We start from the raw sequence: 20,809 nt of genomic DNA, 5'->3' as shown, positions 1-20,809 counted from the left end.
ATCGAAACGATCTATTTTAGATGCTAAGACGATGCAGGTTTCTTTTCAGTCACCTGCCCCTTAACCCAATCCGCCGTCATTTTCCCCATACCTGTCCGCTTTCATGCCACTCCGAACCCGGTTTCCAGGCAGGCCCTTTCGCATAGGAGAACCGCCCGTTGCTCCCGCTGAGCCGCAACACGGCTTTCCTGTCGGCCGCAAAGTGCCAGAGGTATTGGTCCTTCGCGCCACCACCAACTTTCTTCGCAGGCCGCAGCTTCAATTCCAGCATATCTTCCGATTCCGATAACGCCAGCTCCATCGCCCATTCCGGCATATCCTTCATCTCCACCGCCAACACAAAATCTTTCCCGTACCGCATGGGGAAACCCTCCGTCCGCGGCCGGTGCGCCGGCGCCAGGCAATTGTTCACCTCCGCACTGTCTTGCAGCACGTACACAGTGAACTCCCCGCCGCCCAGCGTATCCGAATAAGCCGGGCTGCCGCAGGGCGGGAAATAGCGGTAATCGTCGATCGGAACGTAAGACGTAGACAGGGGCTGCTCCGGGCCGGAGAACGCTCCGCATCCGGCCAGCGCCCACAACAATGGAAAATACACGCGCATCCGGTAATTTACGAAGAAGCCGGCATTCTCCACATTGATGTCATTTTATCTTTTCCCAACGCTCGTTTCGCACGTACTCGTTTTTTATGCCGATTCCGGCTATTTTTAATCATTATGCATCACCACGTTCTACTCTCAGCCATGATGGCCGTTGCTACCGTTGCAGCATCCGCACAACAGCGGCCCGATCACACGCTCTATTTTGATAAGCCCGCCTCCCATTACGAAGAAGCCCTGCCCATCGGCAACGGCACCCTCGGCGCCCTCGTTTACGGCAACCCCGTGCACGACCGGTTCGTGCTCAACGAAATCAGCCTCTGGTCGGGCGGCCCGCAAAACGCCGACAACGACACGGCCTATCGCGTGCTCCCGCGCATCCGCGAAGCGCTCCTCGCCGGCCGCAACAGGGAAGCGCAAAACATCCTTCAGCAATATTTCATCTGCACCGGCCAGGGCTCCGGCCACGGCAACGGCGCAAACGTCCCTTTCGGATGCTTCCAGGTTTTCGGCGATCTTACGCTCGACTGGAAAGATACGCTGGCACCCTACCAAAATTACCGCCGTACACTCGACTTCACCACCGCTACCGCCCGCACCACCTGGAGCCGTAACGGTATCGAATACACGCAGGAAGCCTGGGTAAGCCAGCCCGCCAATCTCCTGGCCATCCGCATCTCCGCCAACAGAAAAGGCTCCATTTCCTTCTCCGCCGCCCTTTCCCGCCGCGAAAGGGCCAATACCCGCGCGGAAAACGGGAACCTCATCATGGAAGGCACCATGAACAACGCCGGCCAGCCCGGCATGAAATTCGCCGGCATGCTGGCTCCGCAATTATCCGGCGGTAAATCCATCGCCACGGCGAACGGTATCGTTGTGGAAAATGCGGACGCGGTGGTTCTTTACTTTACCGCTGCTACCGATTATAACGATAAGGATTTCCGGCAAAAGGGCCCCGATCCCCTGCCGGTAGTGAAAAGCAGGCTGGCCGCGGCCCAAAAGCCGTACGCCGCGCTGCAGAAAGCCCAGCAACTGGCACATCAAACCTATTACAACCGCAACGCCTTTACCCTGGCCGCCAATTCCGCGACCGGCCAGCTCACCACGCCGGAAAGGCTCAAGCGCTATTACGAAGGCCAGCCGGACCCGCAGCTGCCCGTTCTCTACTACAACTACGGCCGCTACCTGCTGATTGGCTCCTCGCGCCCGGGGCACCTCCCCGCCAACCTGCAGGGCCTCTGGGCACCGGAGTACCAAACTCCCTGGAACGGCGACTACCACATCGATATCAACCTCCAGATGAACTACTGGCTCGCGCCGGTTACGGGGCTCGACGACCTCGCAGAACCGCTCCACCGCTACATCCGCCTCCTTTCCAAAGAAGGCGGGCGCACGGCCAAGGCTTATTATAACGCACCGGGATGGGTGGCCCACGTGATCGCCAACCCCTGGGGCTTTACATCGCCCGGGGAAGGCGCAGGATGGGGCTCCACGCTCACCGGTGGCGCATGGCTCGCAGAACATATCTGGGAACATTTCCGCTTCACGCGCGACACGGCCTTCCTCCGCGAATATTACCCCGTACTGAAAGGCGCCTCCGACTTCCTGCGCGCCATTCTTATCCGCGAACCGCAGCACGGATGGCTGGTCACTGCACCTTCCAACTCGCCGGAACACAGCTACATCATGCCCGACGGCACCAGGGGCAACACGGTCATGGGCCCCGCTATCGACATGCAGATCTGCCGCGAGATTTTCGGCGCCACCATCGAATCCGGGCGTATCCTGGGAATTGATGCCGCATGGAGGAAAGAAATGGACAGCGTTCGCGCACAGCTCGCGCCCAACCAGATCGGAAAAGACGGCGATATCAACGAATGGCTGCACGACTGGAAAGACGGCGAGCCCCATCACCGCCACGTTTCGCACGCATATGCGCTGCATCCCTACGACGAAATCACACCCTGGCAAACACCCGAACTGGCCGCCGCGATGCGCGAAACCCTCCGCCAGCGCGGCGACGATGGCACGGGATGGTCTTTGGCATGGAAGATCAACTTCTGGGCCCGCCTGCAAGACGGCGACCATGCCCTGCAACTGATCAAGAAGCTCCTCCGTCCCGTAGACCCCGCCAAGCCCCGCGGTGGCGGCGTTTATCCCAACCTGTTTTGCGCCCACCCGCCCTTCCAGATCGACGGTAACTTCGGCGGCACGGCGGGTATCGCGGAAATGCTGCTGCAAAGCCATGGCGAAGGCACCTTCATCCGCCTGCTGCCTGCATTGCCCACGGAAGCCGGATGGCAACAGGGCAGCGTGAAAGGCATGCGCGCCCGGGGAGGTTTTTCGGTAGACATGAACTGGCAAAACGGCGCCATCACCACCGCAAAAGTGCGCTCCCTGAAAGGCGGGCCCTGCGCCATCGTGGTACCGGCCGGCAAATCGGTATACGACGCCAAAGGGAAAGCAATCTTCCAATCCGGCGCCGCGGCGAAGCAGGCTTCGTTCCCGACGGTGAAAGGTGGTGTATATACCATTAGATAAATTACCGGGGAACTGATGATAGTGAACGAGCGCCCCGGGGCGCTCGTTTTTTTTACGGGCAACCTCCCGCCACTCGCCGCCATTTTCAGCCGTCTGCCGGATTGGATTTCCACACCTGCTCCGCAACAGCTAGATTTGACCCATGAAGATTCGTTACCTGTACTGGATCGCGCAAATACTCGGCTGGGGACTGTTCACCTACCTGTGGAACAACATCCGCATAGACGGGTTCGGGCTCCGGGGCGATGTATTCACCGATTACGATTTCTATTTCCACATCGCCAACGGCGTGGTTTGCACACATTTGCTGGACGTGTTCATCCGCTGGCAGAAGCTGGAGCGCATGCGGTTTGGGGCAGTATTCACCAAACTCTGGCTGGCGGTGCTCGGCGTGTCCATATTGATGGTAGTGAACCTCGCCATCATGGCCATATGGGAATCCGGCGGATGGAATGCATTTATCAGTCCGGTCACGAAACAGCATGATTTATCGCCCACCACGATGATGGTCATCATTTTCATCATCGCCGTGTTTCTATGGCATTTGCTGTTGTGGGGATGGGTGGCGATATACTTCGCCCTCTCGCAGGGCCGTGTGAAACGGCAGGAGCTCGAAAGCCAGAACCGGTTGAAGCAGGCCGAGCTGGACAACCTGAAAACGCGCCTCAATCCGCATTTCCTCTTCAATTCCCTCAGCAGCATCCGCAGCCTGATCGCCGAAAACCCGGAAAGGGCGCAGCAGGCGGTGGGCGAGCTCGCGGAAGTGCTTCGCAGCGCTATGTTGTCCGAGCATCAGCAACTGATCCGGTTCGGCCGGGAACTGGAAGTGGTGAAACATTACCTTGCCATCGAAAAAATCCGTTTCGAAGAGCGCCTGCAGGTGGAATTCAATATCGGCGACGGATCAGACGAACAGACCATTCCGCCCATGCTGCTGCAGACCCTCGTGGAAAACGCCATCAAGCACGGTATCTCCAAACGTAGTGCCGGCGGAGATATCCGGATATCGGCGGTGCGTTCGGGCAAGCATTTCATCATCCAGGTCGATAATTCGGGCAGGATGGAAAATACGGCTTCGGAGGAGGGTTTCGGCATCAACGGCACCATCCGCCGGTTGGCGCTCCTGTATGGCGGCGAAGCGAAATTCCACATCTGCAATCTTGAAAACGACACCGTGCGCGCCACGGTCAAAATACCCGCAGCATGATCCAGGCATTGATCATAGACGACGAAAGGCTCGCCCGCAGCGATCTCCGCGGCGTACTCAAATCCTTTCCGCAAGTGGAGATCACGGGAGAGGCTGCCAACATCCGGGAGGCGGAAAGGCTTATCGCGGAGCTTCGCCCGCAGTTACTTTTCCTCGACATCGAAATGCCGGAAGGCACCGGTTTCCAACTGCTGGAAAACCTGGACGTGGCGCCGCACGTCATCTTCACCACGGCCTACGACGCCCATGCCATCCGCGCTTTCGAGATCAATGCACTCGATTACCTGCTGAAGCCCGTCACCGAAAAGCGGCTACAGGAAGCCCTCGCGCGCATACCGCCTGCTTCGCCCGCAGCGCCCGCAACCACTTACCTTCCCATCCACGAAAAAATATTCGTGAAAGACGGCGACCGCTGCTGGTTCATCCCCCTGGCAGATATCCGGCTGCTGGAAGCGGCAGACGACTATGTACGCCTACGTTTCGGGAAACACACGGCCCTGCTGGCCCGCAGCCTGCAATCGTTCGAACCGAAGCTCGACCCGCAGCATTTCTTCCGCGCCAGCCGCCGCCACATCGTGAACCTGCAGCATGTGCAGTCGGTTTCCCTGCTGCCGTCGCAATTGCTGCAGCTGGAAATGAGCGATGGCTCCCTCGTTCCGCTGAGCCGCAGGCAGACCGTCCTTTTCCGGGATCTGCGCGGTATATAAACCAGAACATCCCATCTTAAACATTATCACATGAAACGCATCTACCTGCCGTTACTGGCACTGTTATGCCTGTGCGCGAACGTTTCCGCACAAAAGCCCATCGCCCTTTCCTCGACCGATCCGGCGGCGGATTACACCGACCTCCTTCCGCTGAAAAATCAATTGTCGCACGCCACTGTGATCGGTGCGGGGGAAGGGACGCACGGCTCCCGGGAGTTTTTCCGGATGAAACACCGGCTGTTCCGGTTCCTCGCCGAAGAAATGGGGTTCACGGTGTTCGCCATGGAAGACAGTCCGGTGGGTGCTGCCCTTATCCAAAAATTCGTCGACACCGGCGAAGGCAATCCCGCCGCCATTATCCGCGAGCATTTCCACAAAGTGTACCAGGTGCAGGAACTATCGGATTTCGTATACTGGATGCGGGATTACAACCTGCATCACGACAAAAAACTCCGCTTCGCTGGATTCGACTGTCAGCAAATGCATTATTTCCATCAGCAACTGACCGAACTTTCCACGCGATACGACCTGCCATGTTTCGCCCCTTTGCTGAATTACACGGCTGATACAGGCGTCACGTTCAGCAAGGCCATGGAACCTGTCATCCGGATCTGCGACAGCCTCATCCGCGTGCTGCCGGCGGAAATGAAAGGCGTGAGCGATGAAGATTGGCGGCTGGCGCGCTTTTGGCTGAACAACATCCTCGCCGCCGCGCACGAATTCCAAATGCAGGAAGGCGATTGGGAACAATCTTTCAACACCCGCGATTCGATGATGGCCAACAACATTTTCTGGATCGCGGAAAAATACAAGGGGGAAAAGATGATGCTCTGGGCACATAATTCCCATCTGGGCAACGTGTATTCCGATTCGGGGTTCGTTTTCCGGCCGATGGGCGGACATTTGCGCAAGGCGTACGGCCAGCGATACCAGAACATCGCCATGCTGACGGGAACCGGTACTTATCGCGCACAGCCAGACCATCATGTGGCACCCGATACCGGCCATGCCATCGTACCGCCCATTGCGGGATCGGCGGAAGCGCAGCTCCAGGCTTACAAAATCCCCATGTTCATACTTCCCCTGAAATATTCCGGTATACGCGGCCGGATGCGGACCATCGGCTCGATTGCGTCGGAATACCAGTTCACTTTGTGGCCCGTGGCTTTGCTCGAGCGGTTCGACTGGGTGGTGTACATGGAAAAAACATCGTCTGCCGCAACGCTCTGATTTACCGGCAATTCGTTAAATTACGTACAAACGCAGTTTGTATGCACCGATGGAAATTTTTTGGGCTCGTCCTCTGCCTCCTGACCACAATGGCTGCCGGGGCGCAGGACAGCCTTCTTTCCGCACCTGTTCTTTTCCGGGGCGACACGCTCTTCCTCCTGCAAACCGCCCCGCACAACATCAGCGTCGGTGAAAGGGCGGCGCTGATCGAGGGTAGGATTTCCTCGATTTATGCCCAGCACGACTTCCGGCCGGATTCGCTGGTGTTGACGGAAGACTCCGCGGCATCGCGCATTTTGTACAAAGGGCAGGTGGTGATGACCATTACATCGGCCGATGCGGCGGCTTCCGATCTCGACAGGCCAACGCTGGCGCGGAATTACCTGACGGTGATCCGGGAAAAGACGGGCGACCTGCAATCCTTTTCCAGCATGAAGCAGGTGCTGCTTTTCGCCGCGGAGGCGCTCGCTGTCATTGCGGGGCTCGTGCTGCTGATCTGGCTGCTGAACAAATTGTACCGGCGCGTGAAGCTCCGGTATGCCCGCCGCAGTTATAAACCGTTCGTCGTAGGCTCCTACACTTTCCTGACGGGAGAACGCGTGCGGGGGCTCTGGCTCAAAACACTGGCGATCATCCGTTTGGCGGTATTTTTGATCATCATTTACCTGGCCCTCCCGGTGTTGTTCAGCATTTTTCCATGGACGGAGAAGCTGGCCGACCGGCTCCTGACTTACGTGCTCGATCCGTTGAAGGATATTTTCCGCAATATCGCCGCGTACATCCCGAACCTGCTGACGATCCTCGTAATCTGGCTGTTTACCCGGTATATCGTGAAACTCGTCCGATTCATGGCGGGCGAGATCGAAAGAGGGGTATTGAAGATACAGGGGTTTTACTCGGATTGGGCGCAGCCGACTTACAACATCGTGAAAGTCTTGCTGTACGCTTTTATGTTCGTGGCGATCTATCCATATCTGCCGGGTTCGGGGTCTGGCGTGTTCCAGGGGGTGACGGTTTTTCTGGGATTGCTGATCTCGATCGGCTCCTCATCCGCCATCGCCAATATGGTGGCCGGTATCGTGATCACCTACATGCGGCCGTTCCGGATCGGTGAAAGGATCAAGGTGGGCGAAGTGACGGGCGATGTCATCGAAAAAAACATGCTCGTCACCCGCATCCGCACCATCAAAAATGAAGACGTGACGATCCCCAATGCCCTGATCCTCGGCGGGCAAACGATCAATTACTCTTCCTGCGCGCAGCAACAGGGGCTGATCCTGCATGTGGAAGTGACGATCGGGTACGATTCCCCCTGGCCGCACATCCACAAGCTGCTGCTGGCATCCGCCGCCAAAACGGAAGGCCTGCTCCCAGCGCCCCAACCCTTCGTACTGCAGACGGCCCTGAGCGACTATTACGTCAATTACCAGCTGAATGCCTACACCCACGAGCCGGAGCGTATGGCAGTCATTTATTCGGAACTCTATAAAAACATCCTCGATACGTTCCACGAAGCGGGGCAGGAGATCATGTCGCCCGCCTACCAGGCTTACCGCGACGGTAACTCGCCGGCCATTCCGAAAAAAGAATAATGCCGCAGGATTTCGTATTTTAACAGGGTATGAAAAAGCTGTTTATTTTACTACTCTTAGCCTTAGGGCTACGCGCGTCTGCGCAGAACGAACTGGCCCGGCCACTACCTTTCCTTGACAAGATCACTGATTTCTGCGGATTCACCTGCTATGAAGGCCGGTTCGAAGGGCGCGCCGCGAAGATCGTGGTGCCGAACGGGGAACCTGCTCCGGGGAAACCCTGGGTATGGCGCGCCCGTTTTTGGGGGCACGAGCCGCAGGCAGATAGTGTTTTGCTGACCCGCGGGTTCCATGTCGTGTATTGCGATGTGGCGGAAATGTTCGCCAACGAGAAGTGCCTGGGCATTTGGGACCGATTCTATAAAGCCCTCCGGTCCGCCGGTTTCGCGCAGAAAGCCGCTATGTTCGGGTTCAGTCGGGGCGGGTTTTACGTGTACCGCTGGGCTGCGCGCTATCCAGAACGGGTAGCCTGTATCTATGCAGACGCGCCCGTGCTCAACATCCGCTCCTGGCCGCTCGGGGAAGGCGCCGGGCCGGGAGACGCCAAAACCTGGCAGACGTTCCTCAACGATTTCGGTTATACGTCCGAAAAGGCCGCCAAACGCTTCCGCGGCAACCCGGTAGACCTGGTTGCGGAGATCGTCCGCGGGAAATACCCCATGCTGCACGTTTGCGGTGAGGCAGACGTAGTAGTGCCCATGGCCGAAAACACCGATATCTTCGAGCAGAAAGTAAAGGCGATAGGCGGAAACATCCGCGTGATCCGCAAGCCTGGCGTGGGCCATCACCCCCACAGCCTGAAAGACCCCGCGGAAATAGTGACTTTCGTCATGTCGGCCTGCCAATAGGGCCGCATTGGCTATATTTGCAGTTAACGAAATGCAGAATATGTTCCACTTCGGCCAACGGCAAACACTCGTCATCTCCATCTTCATCATGCTGGTGACCGCGTGCCTGCTGGTATGGCGGCCAGACTACAACTTCTTCGACGGTGGGCTCATCACGGCGATCCTCCTCACGATCTTCATCAAGAAAGACGCGCCCACCCGGTTCATGGGCATCGCGTGCACGGTGCTGGTTGTGGTGATCGCCTGCCTGCCGCACAGGAATCCCAACCTGGCGGAAGTCTTCATCGAGCACTTCTTCTCCCTCATCCTCGTCATCAGCTCCACCCTGCTCGTACTCTTCCTCAAACGGCTGTACCGCACCATGCAGGAGCTGAACCAGGCGCTGGAAAAGGAAGTGGAAAAAAGAACGGCCAACCTCGAGCTGGCCCTTTCCCACCTCGCCTCTTCGCAGGCAGAACTGAAAGAAGCGCTGGAGAAGGAAAAAGAACTGAACGAGATCAAATCCCGGTTCGTGTCCATGGCCTCCCACGAATTCCGGACGCCGCTCAGCGCCATCCTTTCCTCCGCCGCACTGATCGCCAAGTATCCCAATACGGACGACCAGCCCCGCCGGGAAAAACATGTAGGCAAGATCCGCGAGTCTGTCATCCACCTCAACGAATTGCTGGAAGACACCCTCTCCCTGGGCCGCATCGAAGAAGGTAAAGTGCACGTCCATCCCGAAAAAATTTCCCTGCCCGCCTTTGCGCTGGAAACCGCCGACGAAGTGCAGGGCCTCCTCAAACCCGGGCAAATGCTGCAACCAGACGTGCAGGCCAACCTGGAAGTGATATCCGACAAGCGATTGCTCAAACATATTTTCGTGAACCTCCTCACCAACGCCATCAAGTTCTCGCCGGCCGGCACCGCCATCGGGTGGAAGCTCCGGGAAGAGAACGGGCGGATTCTCGCCGAAGTGGCAGACCAGGGCATGGGGATTCCCGAAGAAGACAAAGCCTATCTTTTCAGCAGCTTCTTCCGCGCCCGGAACGTTACCAACATCCAGGGCACCGGCCTCGGCCTGCATATCGTGAAACGATACGTAGACATGCTCCAGGGCGAAATCACCGTAGAAAGCGAACTGAACAGGGGCACCACCATTTCCATCAATTTCCCAAACCTTCCATCAACATGATAGCGACGATCCTGGTAGTAGACGATCATCCCGGCATCCGGGAAAACGTAGCCGAAATCCTCACGCTCGCAGGGTACAAAGCCCTCGAAGCCGAAAACGGCAAACAGGCCGTCGAAATGGCCCGTGAACACCGGCCCGACCTCATCATCTGCGATATTATGATGCCCGAGCTCGACGGATACGGCGTATTGCACATGCTCCGCAAATACCCGGAAACCGAGCACATCCCGTTCATCTTCGTGACAGCGAAAACCGACCGGAGCGACTGGCGGAAAGGAATGGAAATGGGGGCAGACGATTACATCACCAAACCGTTCGAAGATGTGGAACTGCTGACGGCCATCGAAACTCGCCTCAAAAAACAACAGTTCCTCCAGGAGAAATTCGCCGCGGCAAGAACACAGTCCATCGGTACGATGCTCCAGGACTGGCAGGCTTCCGGCCTCCTCCAGCTCGAACTGGACAGCTTCGACGCGGTACCCTACGCCAAGAAACAACCCGTTTACCGCGAAGGCAAACATCCGCAGTTCCTTTACTACGTGAAAAGCGGCAAAGTGAAAGCCTTCCGCCTCAACGACGACGGGAAAGAATACATCACCAACCTTTTCGGGCAGGGCGATTATTTCGGCTATGTACCGCTGCTCGAAGACCATGTGTACGAAGAAAACGCCGAAGCCCTCGACCAGACGGAGCTCGTGCAAATCCCGAAAGAAGTGTTCCTCGAACAGTTGCTCAATGATATCAGCGTGGCGCGCACGTTCATCAAGCGCATCGCGCAGGAAGTAAAGGAAAAGGAAGACCGCCTGCTGCAACTCGCCTACGATTCGCTGCGCAAACGCGTGGCCAACGGCTTGCTGGCCATTCACGACAAACTCCACCTGGAACAGCAGCCCGACGCGCTCATCGAGCTTTCGCGCGACGATATCGCGCGGTTCGTGGGCACGGCAACGGAATCGCTCATCCGCACGCTCAGCGATTTCAAATCCGAAAAACTCATCGAAATGCAGGGCACGCGCATCCGCATCGTACAACCCGACTTGTTGCGCAAACTACTGTATTGACATAAAAAAGCGGCGTTGATAAGTTCGATCAACGCCGCGCTTCCTGCTTCGTTCGGTGCGAAGCAGGTGCCGCCATCATATCGCTGATCATTGTTCGGGCCAGCTGTCTGTCCGGAACGGCCCCACCGGCAAGCCTTCTTTACTGAAGATGTTGCCGATCGCGGCATTATTGAAGGAAAAGCGGACCGCTTCCGGTTGCGCAATCCCTTTACCAGACACAATTACCGTATTTCCTTTGATCTTCACGTCTGCCGGAACGAATTTTTTATCGGCCCCGGCGATGTACCATTCCTTCGCTGCGCCTTTCAGAACCAGCCCGTTGTCCGCATGCTTGAAATGGATGACGATCTGGTTGTTTTTCGTCTCCATCCGATCGTAAATCGGGCTTTTGAATGCCATCACTTTTTGACCGTAATGGTCTCCCAGCGCCAGGTTCGCCAGCCGGAAGCCTACGTCGTGTTTGTTAATGGGATGGATATTGTTGGTATCTGCCACCAAATCCGTGATAACGGCCATGGCGGTTTTGGGGTACGACAGCGTTTGGGTTTGCGCTTCCCGCAGCAACGACCCTCTCAGCGTGCCGGGCCCGTGTTTGAACGGCGCGATCTGCACGTAATAGAAAGGAAAATCGATCCCCCAGGCTTTGCGCCACGCGCCGATGAGGGTTTCCATGAGTGGTTTGTAGGTGGATGCGGTGCCCGCGTTGCTTTCGCCCTGGTACCAGATGGCGCCGGCGATGCGGAAGTTCGTGAGCGGGGCGATCATGGCGTTGAAGGTTTTTCCGGGAACCACGGGCCACCAGGGGTTGGGGTTCAGTTTCGCTGCAGCGGCCGCGAGTTCGGGAACACCGGTCACCAATTCGGCGGGCGTCCAGACTTCGGCGGGCGTGCCGCCCCAGCTGGAGTTGATGAGGGCAACGGGGACACCCAGTTTTTTGCGCAGTTCCTTTCCGAAGAAATAACCGACCGCGCTGAAAGGCTTGAGGGTATTGGAATCGCAGGAAGTCCAGCGGCCGGGGAGGTAATCCTGCGGATGGTCTGAAGTGGTTTTGCGCACCTGGAAGAAGCGCAACTGATCGTCGGCACAAACGGGCAGTTCGGCCTTGATGTCGGGCAGGCCGTGGTTGCCGCTCCATTCCATGTTGGATTGGCCGCTGCACAGCCAGACTTCCCCGATGAGGATGTTTTTCAGTTCTATCGTATTGCTTCCGCGCAACGTGATGGTGTAGGGGCCGCCGGCCTCGGGGGTTTTGATCTTCACGCTCCAGACGGCGTTGGCCGAAGCCACAGCGGAATCCGGCGTGGATTTCCACCCGGTGGTGATGCGGATTTTCTCACCCGGGGAGGCCCATCCCCAGAAAACGGCCGAATCGTTGCGCTGGAGCACCATGTTATCGGAAAGCACGTCCGGCAGGCGGATCTGTGCGCTGGCGGCAACGTGGACAACGGCCAGAGATACGAAAAGAAAATATCGAAGCATTGTAATTCAAGGGTTTTATCCCATTAAAATATACAATCGCTTCGATACTTTTCTTATTTCTGTAACAATGAACAGTCAAACAATAATACGAATTGTCGTCGCGGCTTAAAAAGACATTCGCTTTTGGAAAACTATCAAATTGAAACGTGTTACGCTTCGTGCGGGATATACTTGCTTTCCACTGTACCGTCCTTATACAATTTCAGGATGGCGTAGCCCGGCGGCGTTTCCTGGTAGAAGTACGGACCAGCGGATTTCTCGTCCCCTTTTCCCCACCAGAAACCACTCATCGCACCATTGCAGGCGTAAGTGATACCGTTGTACATCGTATTGTCCGACAAATGGTTATGGCCGCTGAGCGCCAGCCGCACACGGTCGGTTTTAAAGAAAAGGTCTTTCAGCTGTTTGAAATCGGAATGGCCGCCGCCTTCGAGCAGCTGCGTGGTGCCGAGGATGGGATAGTGAGACATCACCACCGCAAAATCCCCTTTCGGCAGCGCCTCCAGCTTGGCTTTCAGCCAGTCGAACTGCTCGGGGTCGAGGGAAATGCCTTTGTTGTTGCCGTCGAGCATAAAGAAATGCCAGTTGCCTTTCTGGACGGTGTAGTAGCGGTGAGGCGTTCCCAAACGCTTTACCACGTATGCTTTGCCGTACATCTCATCTTCTTTCGAAGGCGCTTTCCACCACATGTCATGATTACCGAGGCAGGAATGCATTTCGTATTTGCCGATGGCTTTCACACATTCGTCCCACAGCGCCCACTGGCTCGTCACCTGTTCGCGCACTACGTTGTCGTAAGACGCGTCGTGGATGGAATCGCCCGTGTTGAGGAAGAAATCGGGTTTATGCTGGTCGATGATATTGCGGAGCACTTTTTTGAACCGTGCGGGCGCATCGTCGCCTTCTCGGATGTGCACGTCGGTAATATGGGCCACGGTGAAGAGGGGCTTTTCCTTTTTGGCCGCCGTTTCACGATCCTGTCCGTCGCCCGAAAGGAGGTTCCCGGTAAGGGAGCCGCCGGCCAGCAATCCGATGCTGGATAAAAAGTCTTGTCTGTTCATATGCCGGGTTTGAATTCCAAATATACACTTGTTTAGTAATAATAAACAACCTGCAAACGTTACCAATTTTTAAACAAATTGGCGGCGACGGTTAAAATACCATCGCCGCCAGGGTGCAATTCCATCTCTACAGATTCACTTCGAAACGGCGGTAATCGATCCAGGTGCCGTTATCGTTGTAATAAACGTCTACATAGCGGGTAGTGCCGCAATCTCCTTTGAACATCACGCCGAGTACGTTCTCGTGCACGGTCCCGGCGGTGCCGGAATACGTGTAGATGGTACATCCGTCTGCGCTTTCCACTTTGAATTTGGCGCCCACGAAAGACCCGTTGTACTTGAACTGAACGGATTTCACGTAGGGCGACGGCGGAGCGGGCGCGTCGAGCATGGTGATGGTGCCGCCGCCGAGGGCGATTTCTTTCGCTACGGGTGCCTTTGAGGTCCCGGGCTGTGAGCCGTTCATTCCGAAAAGGCCCATGATGGCGGCTAACGCTGCGATTTTAATGATCATAATGAGAGGGTTTTATGGTGTTTTAGATAGTAATCAATCCCATCCGAACAGCTGTTTCAGGTTCGGGTTCATGCTCGTTTCCGCGTAAGGCACGGGATAGTAGTAATATTTGGGTTCCACGAAAGTCCGGGTAGATTTTCCGGTCAGGATCCTGCCGCCTGCTTCTCCGTTTTCGAGATAGATATCCACGCCGGCATCTCCGTAGTTGCCTACTTTGTTATAGATAAGCGTAACGCCGAGGGAGTTTTTGATCCGCTGGTCATCCGGCGGAATGGTGGTGGATTTGGAAACCAGGATCACATCGGCTACGCCGTCTCCGGTCAGGTCGTACTGACCCAATCCGGGGAAATACATACCGAAGGCATGCTTCTCCAGGCTTTTGCCGGCATACCAGCGCATCACGTCGTCATACCGTACGCCTTCCATCGCCATTTCCACCCTTCTTTCCCGGCGTATTTCCAGGATCAGGCCTTTGCTGGCGCCTTGCACCGTAGGGTATTTTGCGGCCAGCAGCGCGTCTGGCGCGGCATTGGCGGCGGCCATATTCAGCGGCGGCATTCCCACACGGTTGCGCAGCAGCCCGATCGTGTTGTCGATGTCCGTCTGCGTGGCGGTCCCCATTTCGGCAACGGCTTCCGCATAAGTCAGGAGGATTTCCGCATAGCGGATGGATGGCACGTCTGTGCTGCCTGTTACCTGTGCATCGGTGCTGAAATTGAAATATCCCTTCAGCTGATGATATCCGGTGAAGTTATTGGCGAACTGTTGCACGTAAGGCAGTGTAGCCGGCATTCTCACCCATCCCGGAGGCACGATGGTCATCGCCAGGCGCGGATCGCGGTCGGTGAATTCCTGCACGAACTGGAACTGGTCGTAGCCGGGCTTGTCCGTATACCGGGAACCGTCTTTCATGAGGTAGGTCTGGACCAGGTCGCGGGAGGGCGATTGCTCGTAATCCCCGAATATGTAACCGTTGTTGTTGGAGCTGGAACCGCCTCTTTTGGTGACGTCGTAAGGGCAGTTCAGGATCACTTCCTTGTTGCCGGACAGGTCGGCGCTGTTGAAGAGCTCTGTGTAACTGTTCGCCAGCTTGAATTTCCCGGAGTTCATGATGTCCTGCGCCTGTTTCCGGGCGGAGTCCAGGAACCTGTTGGCGGTGGCGGCGAGGTTCAGTTCGGGATGATATTTCCTGAAAGTGCCTTCGTACAGTGCGATGCGTGCGTAGGCGGCTTTCACAGCCCAACGACCGGGAGTACCGTCTGGCACGCTTTCCTTCACGTTTGCGGCGGCAAAAACCAGGTCGGCGATCACGCTGTCCATCACCTGCGCGCGCGGCGTGCGGGCGGAATACAGCAAAGCGGTGTCTGACGGGTTGAGGGTGCGGCCGTACCAGGGCACGTCGGAGAAAGTACGGATCTTATCCATGTAGAACATGGCGCGGTAATATCGGGCGATCCCGGCGTAGTGCGCCTTCACTGCTTCCGTTACATTGGCCTGTTGGTAATTTTCCAGGAAGTAGTTGATGCTGCGCAGCCGGCTCCATCCCCATGCGTTGGGCATGTTCCGGGAATTGGGGCTGCCGGTCATCATGGTGATGATGGTTTGGCCGCCGGTAGTGGCGCAGTTGTCTGTCGACTGTTCGGCGGAGTAGATACCGGCACCGGGGTGGTTCAGCAATCCGTAAACGTACATGCTCAGATCGCTTTCCGATTTGAAGAACAGTTGCGGCGAAATCTCGGTGGTAGGATAACGGTCGAGGAAGCCCTTCTTGCAGGCACTCCCTGCAAAGGCTCCTGCGGCGAGTATGGCGATGATGATTTTTTTCATTGGAAGATTTTTTCGGATTGGAATGGATTAAAGCGTCACGTTGATACCCATGGAATATTTCCGTTGGAAGGGATAGTTCCAGCCGTTGCCCGAAGTGATCGCTTCCGGATCGATGTATTGTTTGATGGATGAAAATTCGTACAGGTTTTCGCCGGTGAAGAAGATCCTCGCGCGGGTGAGCCCTGTTCTTCCTATCACCGATTGCGGAAGGCTATAACCGATGGTGAGGTTCTTCAGGCGGAGGTACGCAGCGCTCTGCAGGTAATTGGTCTGCGGAATGGCGAGCCCCTGTCCGGTACGCTGATCCGCCAGCCAGGCCTGCAACGCAGGATAGCGCGGGTTCAGGTTGGCATCGGCCAGCCCGGCGTCGATATAGGCTTTGGGATACGTAGCCCGCTCTGCGTCGGTGGCCGCGGCGCCACGGTAGAAATCCAGGTTCCAGGAATAAATATTGGCGTAGGGCTGCTGGTAGGGGCCCCAGAAAAGATAGTTCTGCGGATAGTAATCCATCTTGCCGATTCCCTGGAAGAACACGGAGAAATCGATGTTGTTCCATCCGAGATCGATATTGAAACCGTACTGGTAGCGGGGACTGGTGTTACCGATCACGCTGAGGTCTTTCGGGTCGGTTTTGCTGTTGCCGGTCTCGATTTTCCCGTTGCCGTCGCGGTCAACATATTTCGGCCATCCCGGTACGATTTTCAGGGAATTCCAGGGGATGATCGCGGATTGGTCCAGCTTGTCGATCTCACCCTGGTTTTTAAACAATCCGTCGCTGGTGAGGCCCCAGATCTCGCCGACTTCCTGTCCTTCGCGGTAACCGGAGAAAAAGCCCTGGGGATTTTTATACTTCGTGATGGTACTGCGGCTGTCCCACACACGGCCGCGCACGGCAAAGTTGAAGGGCTTCCGTCCAAGGTTGACACTGTTCTCATAGCCCATTGCCAGCTCCCAGCCTTTCGTCTGCATATCGGCCGCGTTCTGCTGCGGCGCGGAAGTACCGAGCACGCCGGGCAGCACGGTTTCCGGCGCCAGCATACCTTTGGTATTGCGGATGTAATAGTCGAAGCTGACGGTGAGGCGGTTTTTCAGGAATCCCAGGTCAGCACCGAAGTTGGGGCCTGATACGTTTTCCCAGGTATAATTCGTGGGGTCCACGTTCAATCGGGGCGCACCAGAGATCACCAGCGGGAAATTGCCGTTCACAAGATAGCCGCTCTGCGACGTCCGAAGGGTCTGGATGTAACCATAATAGTCGACGGATTGGTTGCCGAGCGTACTGTATGCCGCTCTCAGCTTGAATGTGGGCAACACCGGCTCCATCGCTTTCCAGAAATTCTCGCGGCTCACGATCCATGCGCCGGAAAACGAGGGGTACGACGACCAGCGGTCGCTTGGCGGGAAGCGCGACGAACCGTCTGCACGCTGTGTATATTTCAGGATATATTTCCCTCTGAAGGTATAATCCACACGGCCGAAATAACTCCGGATCGCGTAATCGTAATAGCCGTTGTTGTCTACGGTCATGTCGCCCGAAGCCAGGCTGATATGCGGCAGGGACGCCGAAATGAGGCTGCCGCGGCTGGCCGTTACAGGCGCCCATTGGTAATATTCCTCGTTGTAACCCAACGTCACGTTGAATTCGTGCACGCCCAGTTTTTTGTGATAGTTGGCAAAAAGGTCGTAGATATTCTGGTTTACCGTACCGTTGGTTTCCGTCACGGAACCCGGGCCGTTGATCTCGCGTACGTCGCCGGGGCCGTAACCGATCCGCACGGGCAGCCTTTCGGTATGGTATTTCCACAGTTCCCGCTTGATGCTCGCCGAGCCCGTGATGGTAAGGTCGCCGTTGAGGGCCGTGGCGATGCCGCGCACGAGGTTCTGGAACCCGAAACGCGTCTGGTTGTTCCGCCCGCCGTCTTTCAGCTGCGCCGCCAGTACGCCCGCGGTGGTGTTGGCCCAGGTGCCGTCGGGGTTCTTGTCTACGTTGATGGGCTGCGTGTAATATACATCGAGGATGTTGTACGTAGGCTGGTCCTGCACGAGCTGGTAAACGTTGAAATTATTCTCCACAGACAGCCATTTCAGCGGTTTGATGCCGATGTTGGCGCGCATGCCGTAACGGTTCCAGTCGTCTTTGGCGAGTTTGTTCAGGCCGTTTTCCTTGGTATAATCTGCGGAAAGCAGGTAGTTGACAGGGGTTTTCCCGGCGGAGGAGCCGCTGATCGACAGGTTATGATATTGGGAGAAGTTGGCTTTCGCGAAAAAGTAATCGTTCCAGTCGGTGTTTCCCATGTACGCCCATTTGGAGGGGTCGTTGGGGTTGGTTTTGACTGCGGGAACGGAGGGGTCTTCCGACCGCTGTTTTCCCCAATCGTATTGCCAGGAAGCGAAAGTGGCGTAGTGCCAGGGCGTATTGTCGGCCGACAATTGCATCACTTTCATGAAAATGAACGGATCGGTGATGGGATCTGGCGTGAGGGTGCGGCGCGATTTGGCGAAATAGTTGTTGTAGGAGATCGTCTGTTTGCCTTCTCTCCCTTTCTTCGTGTTGATGAGCAGCACGCCGAACGCCGCGCGGGCGCCGTAGATGGCGGCGGAGCTACCATCGCGGAGGGTGGTGATGGACTCGATGTCAGACGGGTTGATGCGCAGGAGGTCGTCGTTGGTAGACGCGATCCCGTCGATGAGGATGAGGGGTGCGCTGCCGCTGGAGCTGATCGTGCCCATCCCGCGGATATTGAGATTGGGGAGTGCCCCGGGGCGGCCGCCGCTGTAGGTGATGTTCAGGCCGGGAGAAGCGCCCTGCAATCCCTGGAAAACGTTGGCGATGGGGCGCTCGGCGAGTTTGGCGCCGCTGATCTGGTCTACCGCGCCGGTTACGTCGATTTTCTTTTGCGTACCATAACCCACCACTACCACTTCGTTCATGCTGGAGCTGGAAGGTTGCAGGGTGATGGCGGCCAGCGTGTTATCGCCGGCTTTGAGGGAAAGGGCCTGCGTCACGGGGTCGAAGCCGATGGAGGAGATCCGCAGGGTGTAGTTCCCGCCGGGCTCGAGGTTGGCGAAGGAGAAAGTGCCGTCTGAATTGGTGACGACGCCTGCTTTGAATGCCGGTTTATCGGCGGAGATGACGATGGTGACGCCAGGGATGGAGGCGCCTTTATTGTCCTGCACAACGCCTTTTAGCGCGGCTTTCCTGTTTTGGGCCTGGGCGGAGGCGGCCCAGGCGATGGCGAGGCACCACAGCAGCAGGAGGCTGCCGTAATGTTTGGCCGAGGCGCGTAAACGGCGCACTGTCTGTTTCATAATAAGTGTTTTACAGTAAAGGAGATAACGTGATGGCAAGGCATGGCCTGGGCAGGGCGCGTGTTCGCACACCCGCTTCGGCCACCTGTATCGTGATGCATGTAAAGCTGTTGATCAGTTAAACTGTAGTGTTTTCATTTTCCGGCATACCTTCCCCATTCCGGCTGCATGAGCGGCCCGGCTGGCGGTTAGTTCCGGCAACAGTTCCCCTCGCCGCATGCTGCAGCAAAACGTGGCGAAAAACTGCCGTCTGGCTTGTTTTAAAAAGTTGACCTAATTATTCTTTCGTAAAGCTTATCGTCACAACCCGCTGTAGTGCCGGCGGGCTCATCGTTCCTGTCTAATAATTTCCCGGGGACAAATATAGATTGAATGTTCATTCAATAAAATATCCATTCTGATTGATAACGGTTACGTAACATACGCATCGTTCCTACAAATATAAAATTGAAATCGAAATAAAAAAATATATTGAATGACCATTCAATTAATTTATTTTCCTTCATGGCGGAAACTTGCACAGAAACGTTAAATCTTCAGGGATTTTGGGAGAATTGTCGGTAATATCCCGGCTAACCGCTAGTTTTACATCCAACCTAATCACCAGTTTTTGCGAACAAATGGGAAGAAAGAGTTTAAAAGAGCCCCGGCAGAAAGAGATCATCAAGGCGTTCTATAAGATTGTCAAGAAAGACGGGCTGGAAAACGCATCCATTCAAAAAATAGCGGAAAGCATACAGATCAATCCGAGCCTTATCATGCACTACTTCCGCTCGCGCGAGCACCTCGTCTACGGCCTCGTGGAATTCATCCTCGACCGCTGGCTTCTTATCTTCGACGTCAAAGACGCCGAAGATCCCCGCGATGCACTCGACAAAGTGCTGGACAACATCTTTTCCAAGAAATGGAATTCCCTGTTCGACGACGGCACTTCCTACTCCCTCTATTCCCTCGCGTTCCGTAACAAAACCATCCGGCAGCGGTACAAGCACCTGCTCGATTCCCTCCGCCAGCGCCTCTCGGAAATGATCGAAGCCTGCAACGAATCGAAAACCCTGGCCGTAAAAGACCCCGTGGCCACTGCCGATATCATTTTCGTATTGGTAGACGGCGCCTATTATTACCTGTCGCTGGTAGACGATAAGGCGGAATACGACCGGAGGCTGGCCGTATATAAAAAACACGCGCTCAACGTGCTTTGCTGACCTTGCGCCGCCTGCGCACAAGGAGCCAAACAATTGCGCCCACGGCTATCACCAGCCATATGAGATTGACGACGAAACTGGGATAATCGCTCAGGTAAAGCGCATTGGCGATAAGGCCCAACGCACCGAGCGCGTTCAGCCAGTGATATATTTTCTGGTCGGATTTGATCTTACCCATCGTCAGCAGCACATATCCCAGTACGTAAAAAAACGTACCCGCCCATCCCGGAATGTCCATCCACGAAATCCCCCCTTCCTTTACGCGTTCCACGCTCCGCACCACTTCCTGCTGGCCATGCCCCGCTGAAGCCGCCGCCAGCGCCTGCTGACGGCCACGGCCGCCGATCTGAAAGGCTCCGCACAAGATAAGCAGGGCCAGGCTCAACATTACGAATTTTCCCATGGATGGTTTTGTAAGGGTGTATGAAATGATTTCCGGGCCGCACCGGGCGG

The 20,809-nt window shown here is 56.2% G+C and carries 16 protein-coding genes; 9 read left to right on the top strand and 7 right to left on the bottom strand.

Annotation, left to right across the window (positions count from 1 at the left end):
• Positions 1-76 precede the first annotated feature (76 nt).
• On the bottom strand, positions 77-637 hold the full coding sequence (locus EJ361_RS08750) for a hypothetical protein (RefSeq protein ID WP_126245110.1): 561 nt from the start codon (positions 635-637) through the stop codon (positions 77-79).
• Positions 638-718: 81 nt separating this feature from the next.
• Between EJ361_RS08750 and EJ361_RS08745 the strand changes: the two genes are divergently transcribed.
• From EJ361_RS08745 to EJ361_RS08710, 8 genes are all read left to right on the top strand, one after another.
• On the top strand, positions 719-3,142 hold the full coding sequence (locus tag EJ361_RS08745) for a glycoside hydrolase family 95 protein (RefSeq protein WP_205686959.1): 2,424 nt from the start codon (positions 719-721) through the stop codon (positions 3,140-3,142).
• 142 nt (positions 3,143-3,284) lie between these two features.
• Complete coding sequence (locus EJ361_RS08740; RefSeq protein WP_126245109.1) at positions 3,285-4,349, top strand: sensor histidine kinase; 1,065 nt, start codon at positions 3,285-3,287, stop codon at positions 4,347-4,349.
• Positions 4,346-5,056 carry a LytR/AlgR family response regulator transcription factor gene (locus EJ361_RS08735; protein WP_205686958.1) on the top strand — a complete coding sequence of 237 codons (711 nt, stop codon included), beginning with the start codon at positions 4,346-4,348 and terminating at the stop codon, positions 5,054-5,056. The genes EJ361_RS08740 and EJ361_RS08735 overlap by 4 nt, the downstream gene beginning before the upstream one ends.
• A gap of 30 nt (positions 5,057-5,086) precedes the next feature.
• Positions 5,087-6,286 carry an erythromycin esterase family protein gene (locus EJ361_RS08730; protein WP_126245108.1) on the top strand — a complete coding sequence of 400 codons (1,200 nt, stop codon included), beginning with the start codon at positions 5,087-5,089 and terminating at the stop codon, positions 6,284-6,286.
• 41 nt (positions 6,287-6,327) lie between these two features.
• Entirely contained in the window at positions 6,328-7,878 is a 1,551-nt protein-coding gene (locus EJ361_RS08725) for a mechanosensitive ion channel family protein (protein ID WP_126245107.1), read from the top strand.
• A gap of 29 nt (positions 7,879-7,907) precedes the next feature.
• Complete coding sequence (locus EJ361_RS08720; protein WP_126245106.1) at positions 7,908-8,726, top strand: alpha/beta hydrolase family protein; 819 nt, start codon at positions 7,908-7,910, stop codon at positions 8,724-8,726.
• 40 nt (positions 8,727-8,766) lie between these two features.
• The gene (locus EJ361_RS08715; RefSeq protein WP_164714140.1) at positions 8,767-9,900 is read left to right on the top strand and encodes a sensor histidine kinase; all 1,134 of its coding nucleotides are present in this window, start codon (positions 8,767-8,769) and stop codon (positions 9,898-9,900) included.
• A complete protein-coding gene (locus EJ361_RS08710) occupies positions 9,897-10,961 on the top strand; it encodes a response regulator (protein WP_240646584.1) in 1,065 nt (354 codons plus the stop codon). The genes EJ361_RS08715 and EJ361_RS08710 overlap by 4 nt, the downstream gene beginning before the upstream one ends.
• An 87-nt stretch (positions 10,962-11,048) precedes the next feature.
• On the opposite strand, the gene EJ361_RS08705 is transcribed toward EJ361_RS08710, so the two are convergent.
• The 5 genes from EJ361_RS08705 to EJ361_RS08685 form a co-directional block, all read right to left on the bottom strand.
• A complete protein-coding gene (locus EJ361_RS08705; protein ID WP_126245104.1) occupies positions 11,049-12,440 on the bottom strand; it encodes a sialate O-acetylesterase in 1,392 nt (463 codons plus the stop codon).
• 149 nt (positions 12,441-12,589) lie between these two features.
• Positions 12,590-13,501, bottom strand: a complete 912-nt coding sequence (locus EJ361_RS08700; RefSeq protein ID WP_126245103.1) for a metallophosphoesterase family protein — start codon at positions 13,499-13,501, stop codon at positions 12,590-12,592.
• A 127-nt stretch (positions 13,502-13,628) separates the two neighbouring features.
• The gene (locus EJ361_RS08695; RefSeq protein ID WP_126245102.1) at positions 13,629-14,015 is read right to left on the bottom strand and encodes a hypothetical protein; all 387 of its coding nucleotides are present in this window, start codon (positions 14,013-14,015) and stop codon (positions 13,629-13,631) included.
• A gap of 33 nt (positions 14,016-14,048) precedes the next feature.
• Positions 14,049-15,842, bottom strand: coding sequence for a RagB/SusD family nutrient uptake outer membrane protein (locus EJ361_RS08690; RefSeq protein ID WP_126245101.1), 1,794 nt, complete (start codon positions 15,840-15,842; stop codon positions 14,049-14,051).
• A gap of 27 nt (positions 15,843-15,869) precedes the next feature.
• Entirely contained in the window at positions 15,870-19,151 is a 3,282-nt protein-coding gene (locus tag EJ361_RS08685; protein WP_126245100.1) for a SusC/RagA family TonB-linked outer membrane protein, read from the bottom strand.
• A 620-nt stretch (positions 19,152-19,771) separates the two neighbouring features.
• Between EJ361_RS08685 and EJ361_RS08680 the strand changes: the two genes are divergently transcribed.
• Positions 19,772-20,356: a TetR family transcriptional regulator gene (locus EJ361_RS08680; protein WP_126245099.1), complete on the top strand. Its 585-nt coding sequence runs from the start codon at positions 19,772-19,774 to the stop codon at positions 20,354-20,356.
• Here EJ361_RS08680 and EJ361_RS25745 read toward each other — a convergent pair.
• Positions 20,340-20,759 (bottom strand): CBU_0592 family membrane protein, encoded by a 420-nt coding sequence (locus tag EJ361_RS25745; protein ID WP_205686957.1) that lies wholly within the window; start codon positions 20,757-20,759, stop codon positions 20,340-20,342. The two genes, EJ361_RS08680 and EJ361_RS25745, sit on opposite strands and share 17 nt — an antisense overlap.
• Positions 20,760-20,809 lie beyond the last annotated feature (50 nt).

The organism is Chitinophaga rhizosphaerae, assembly GCF_003958645.1.
Classification (GTDB): Bacteria; Bacteroidota; Bacteroidia; order Chitinophagales; family Chitinophagaceae; genus Chitinophaga; species Chitinophaga rhizosphaerae.
This window is presented reverse-complemented; position numbering and strand designations above follow the sequence as displayed.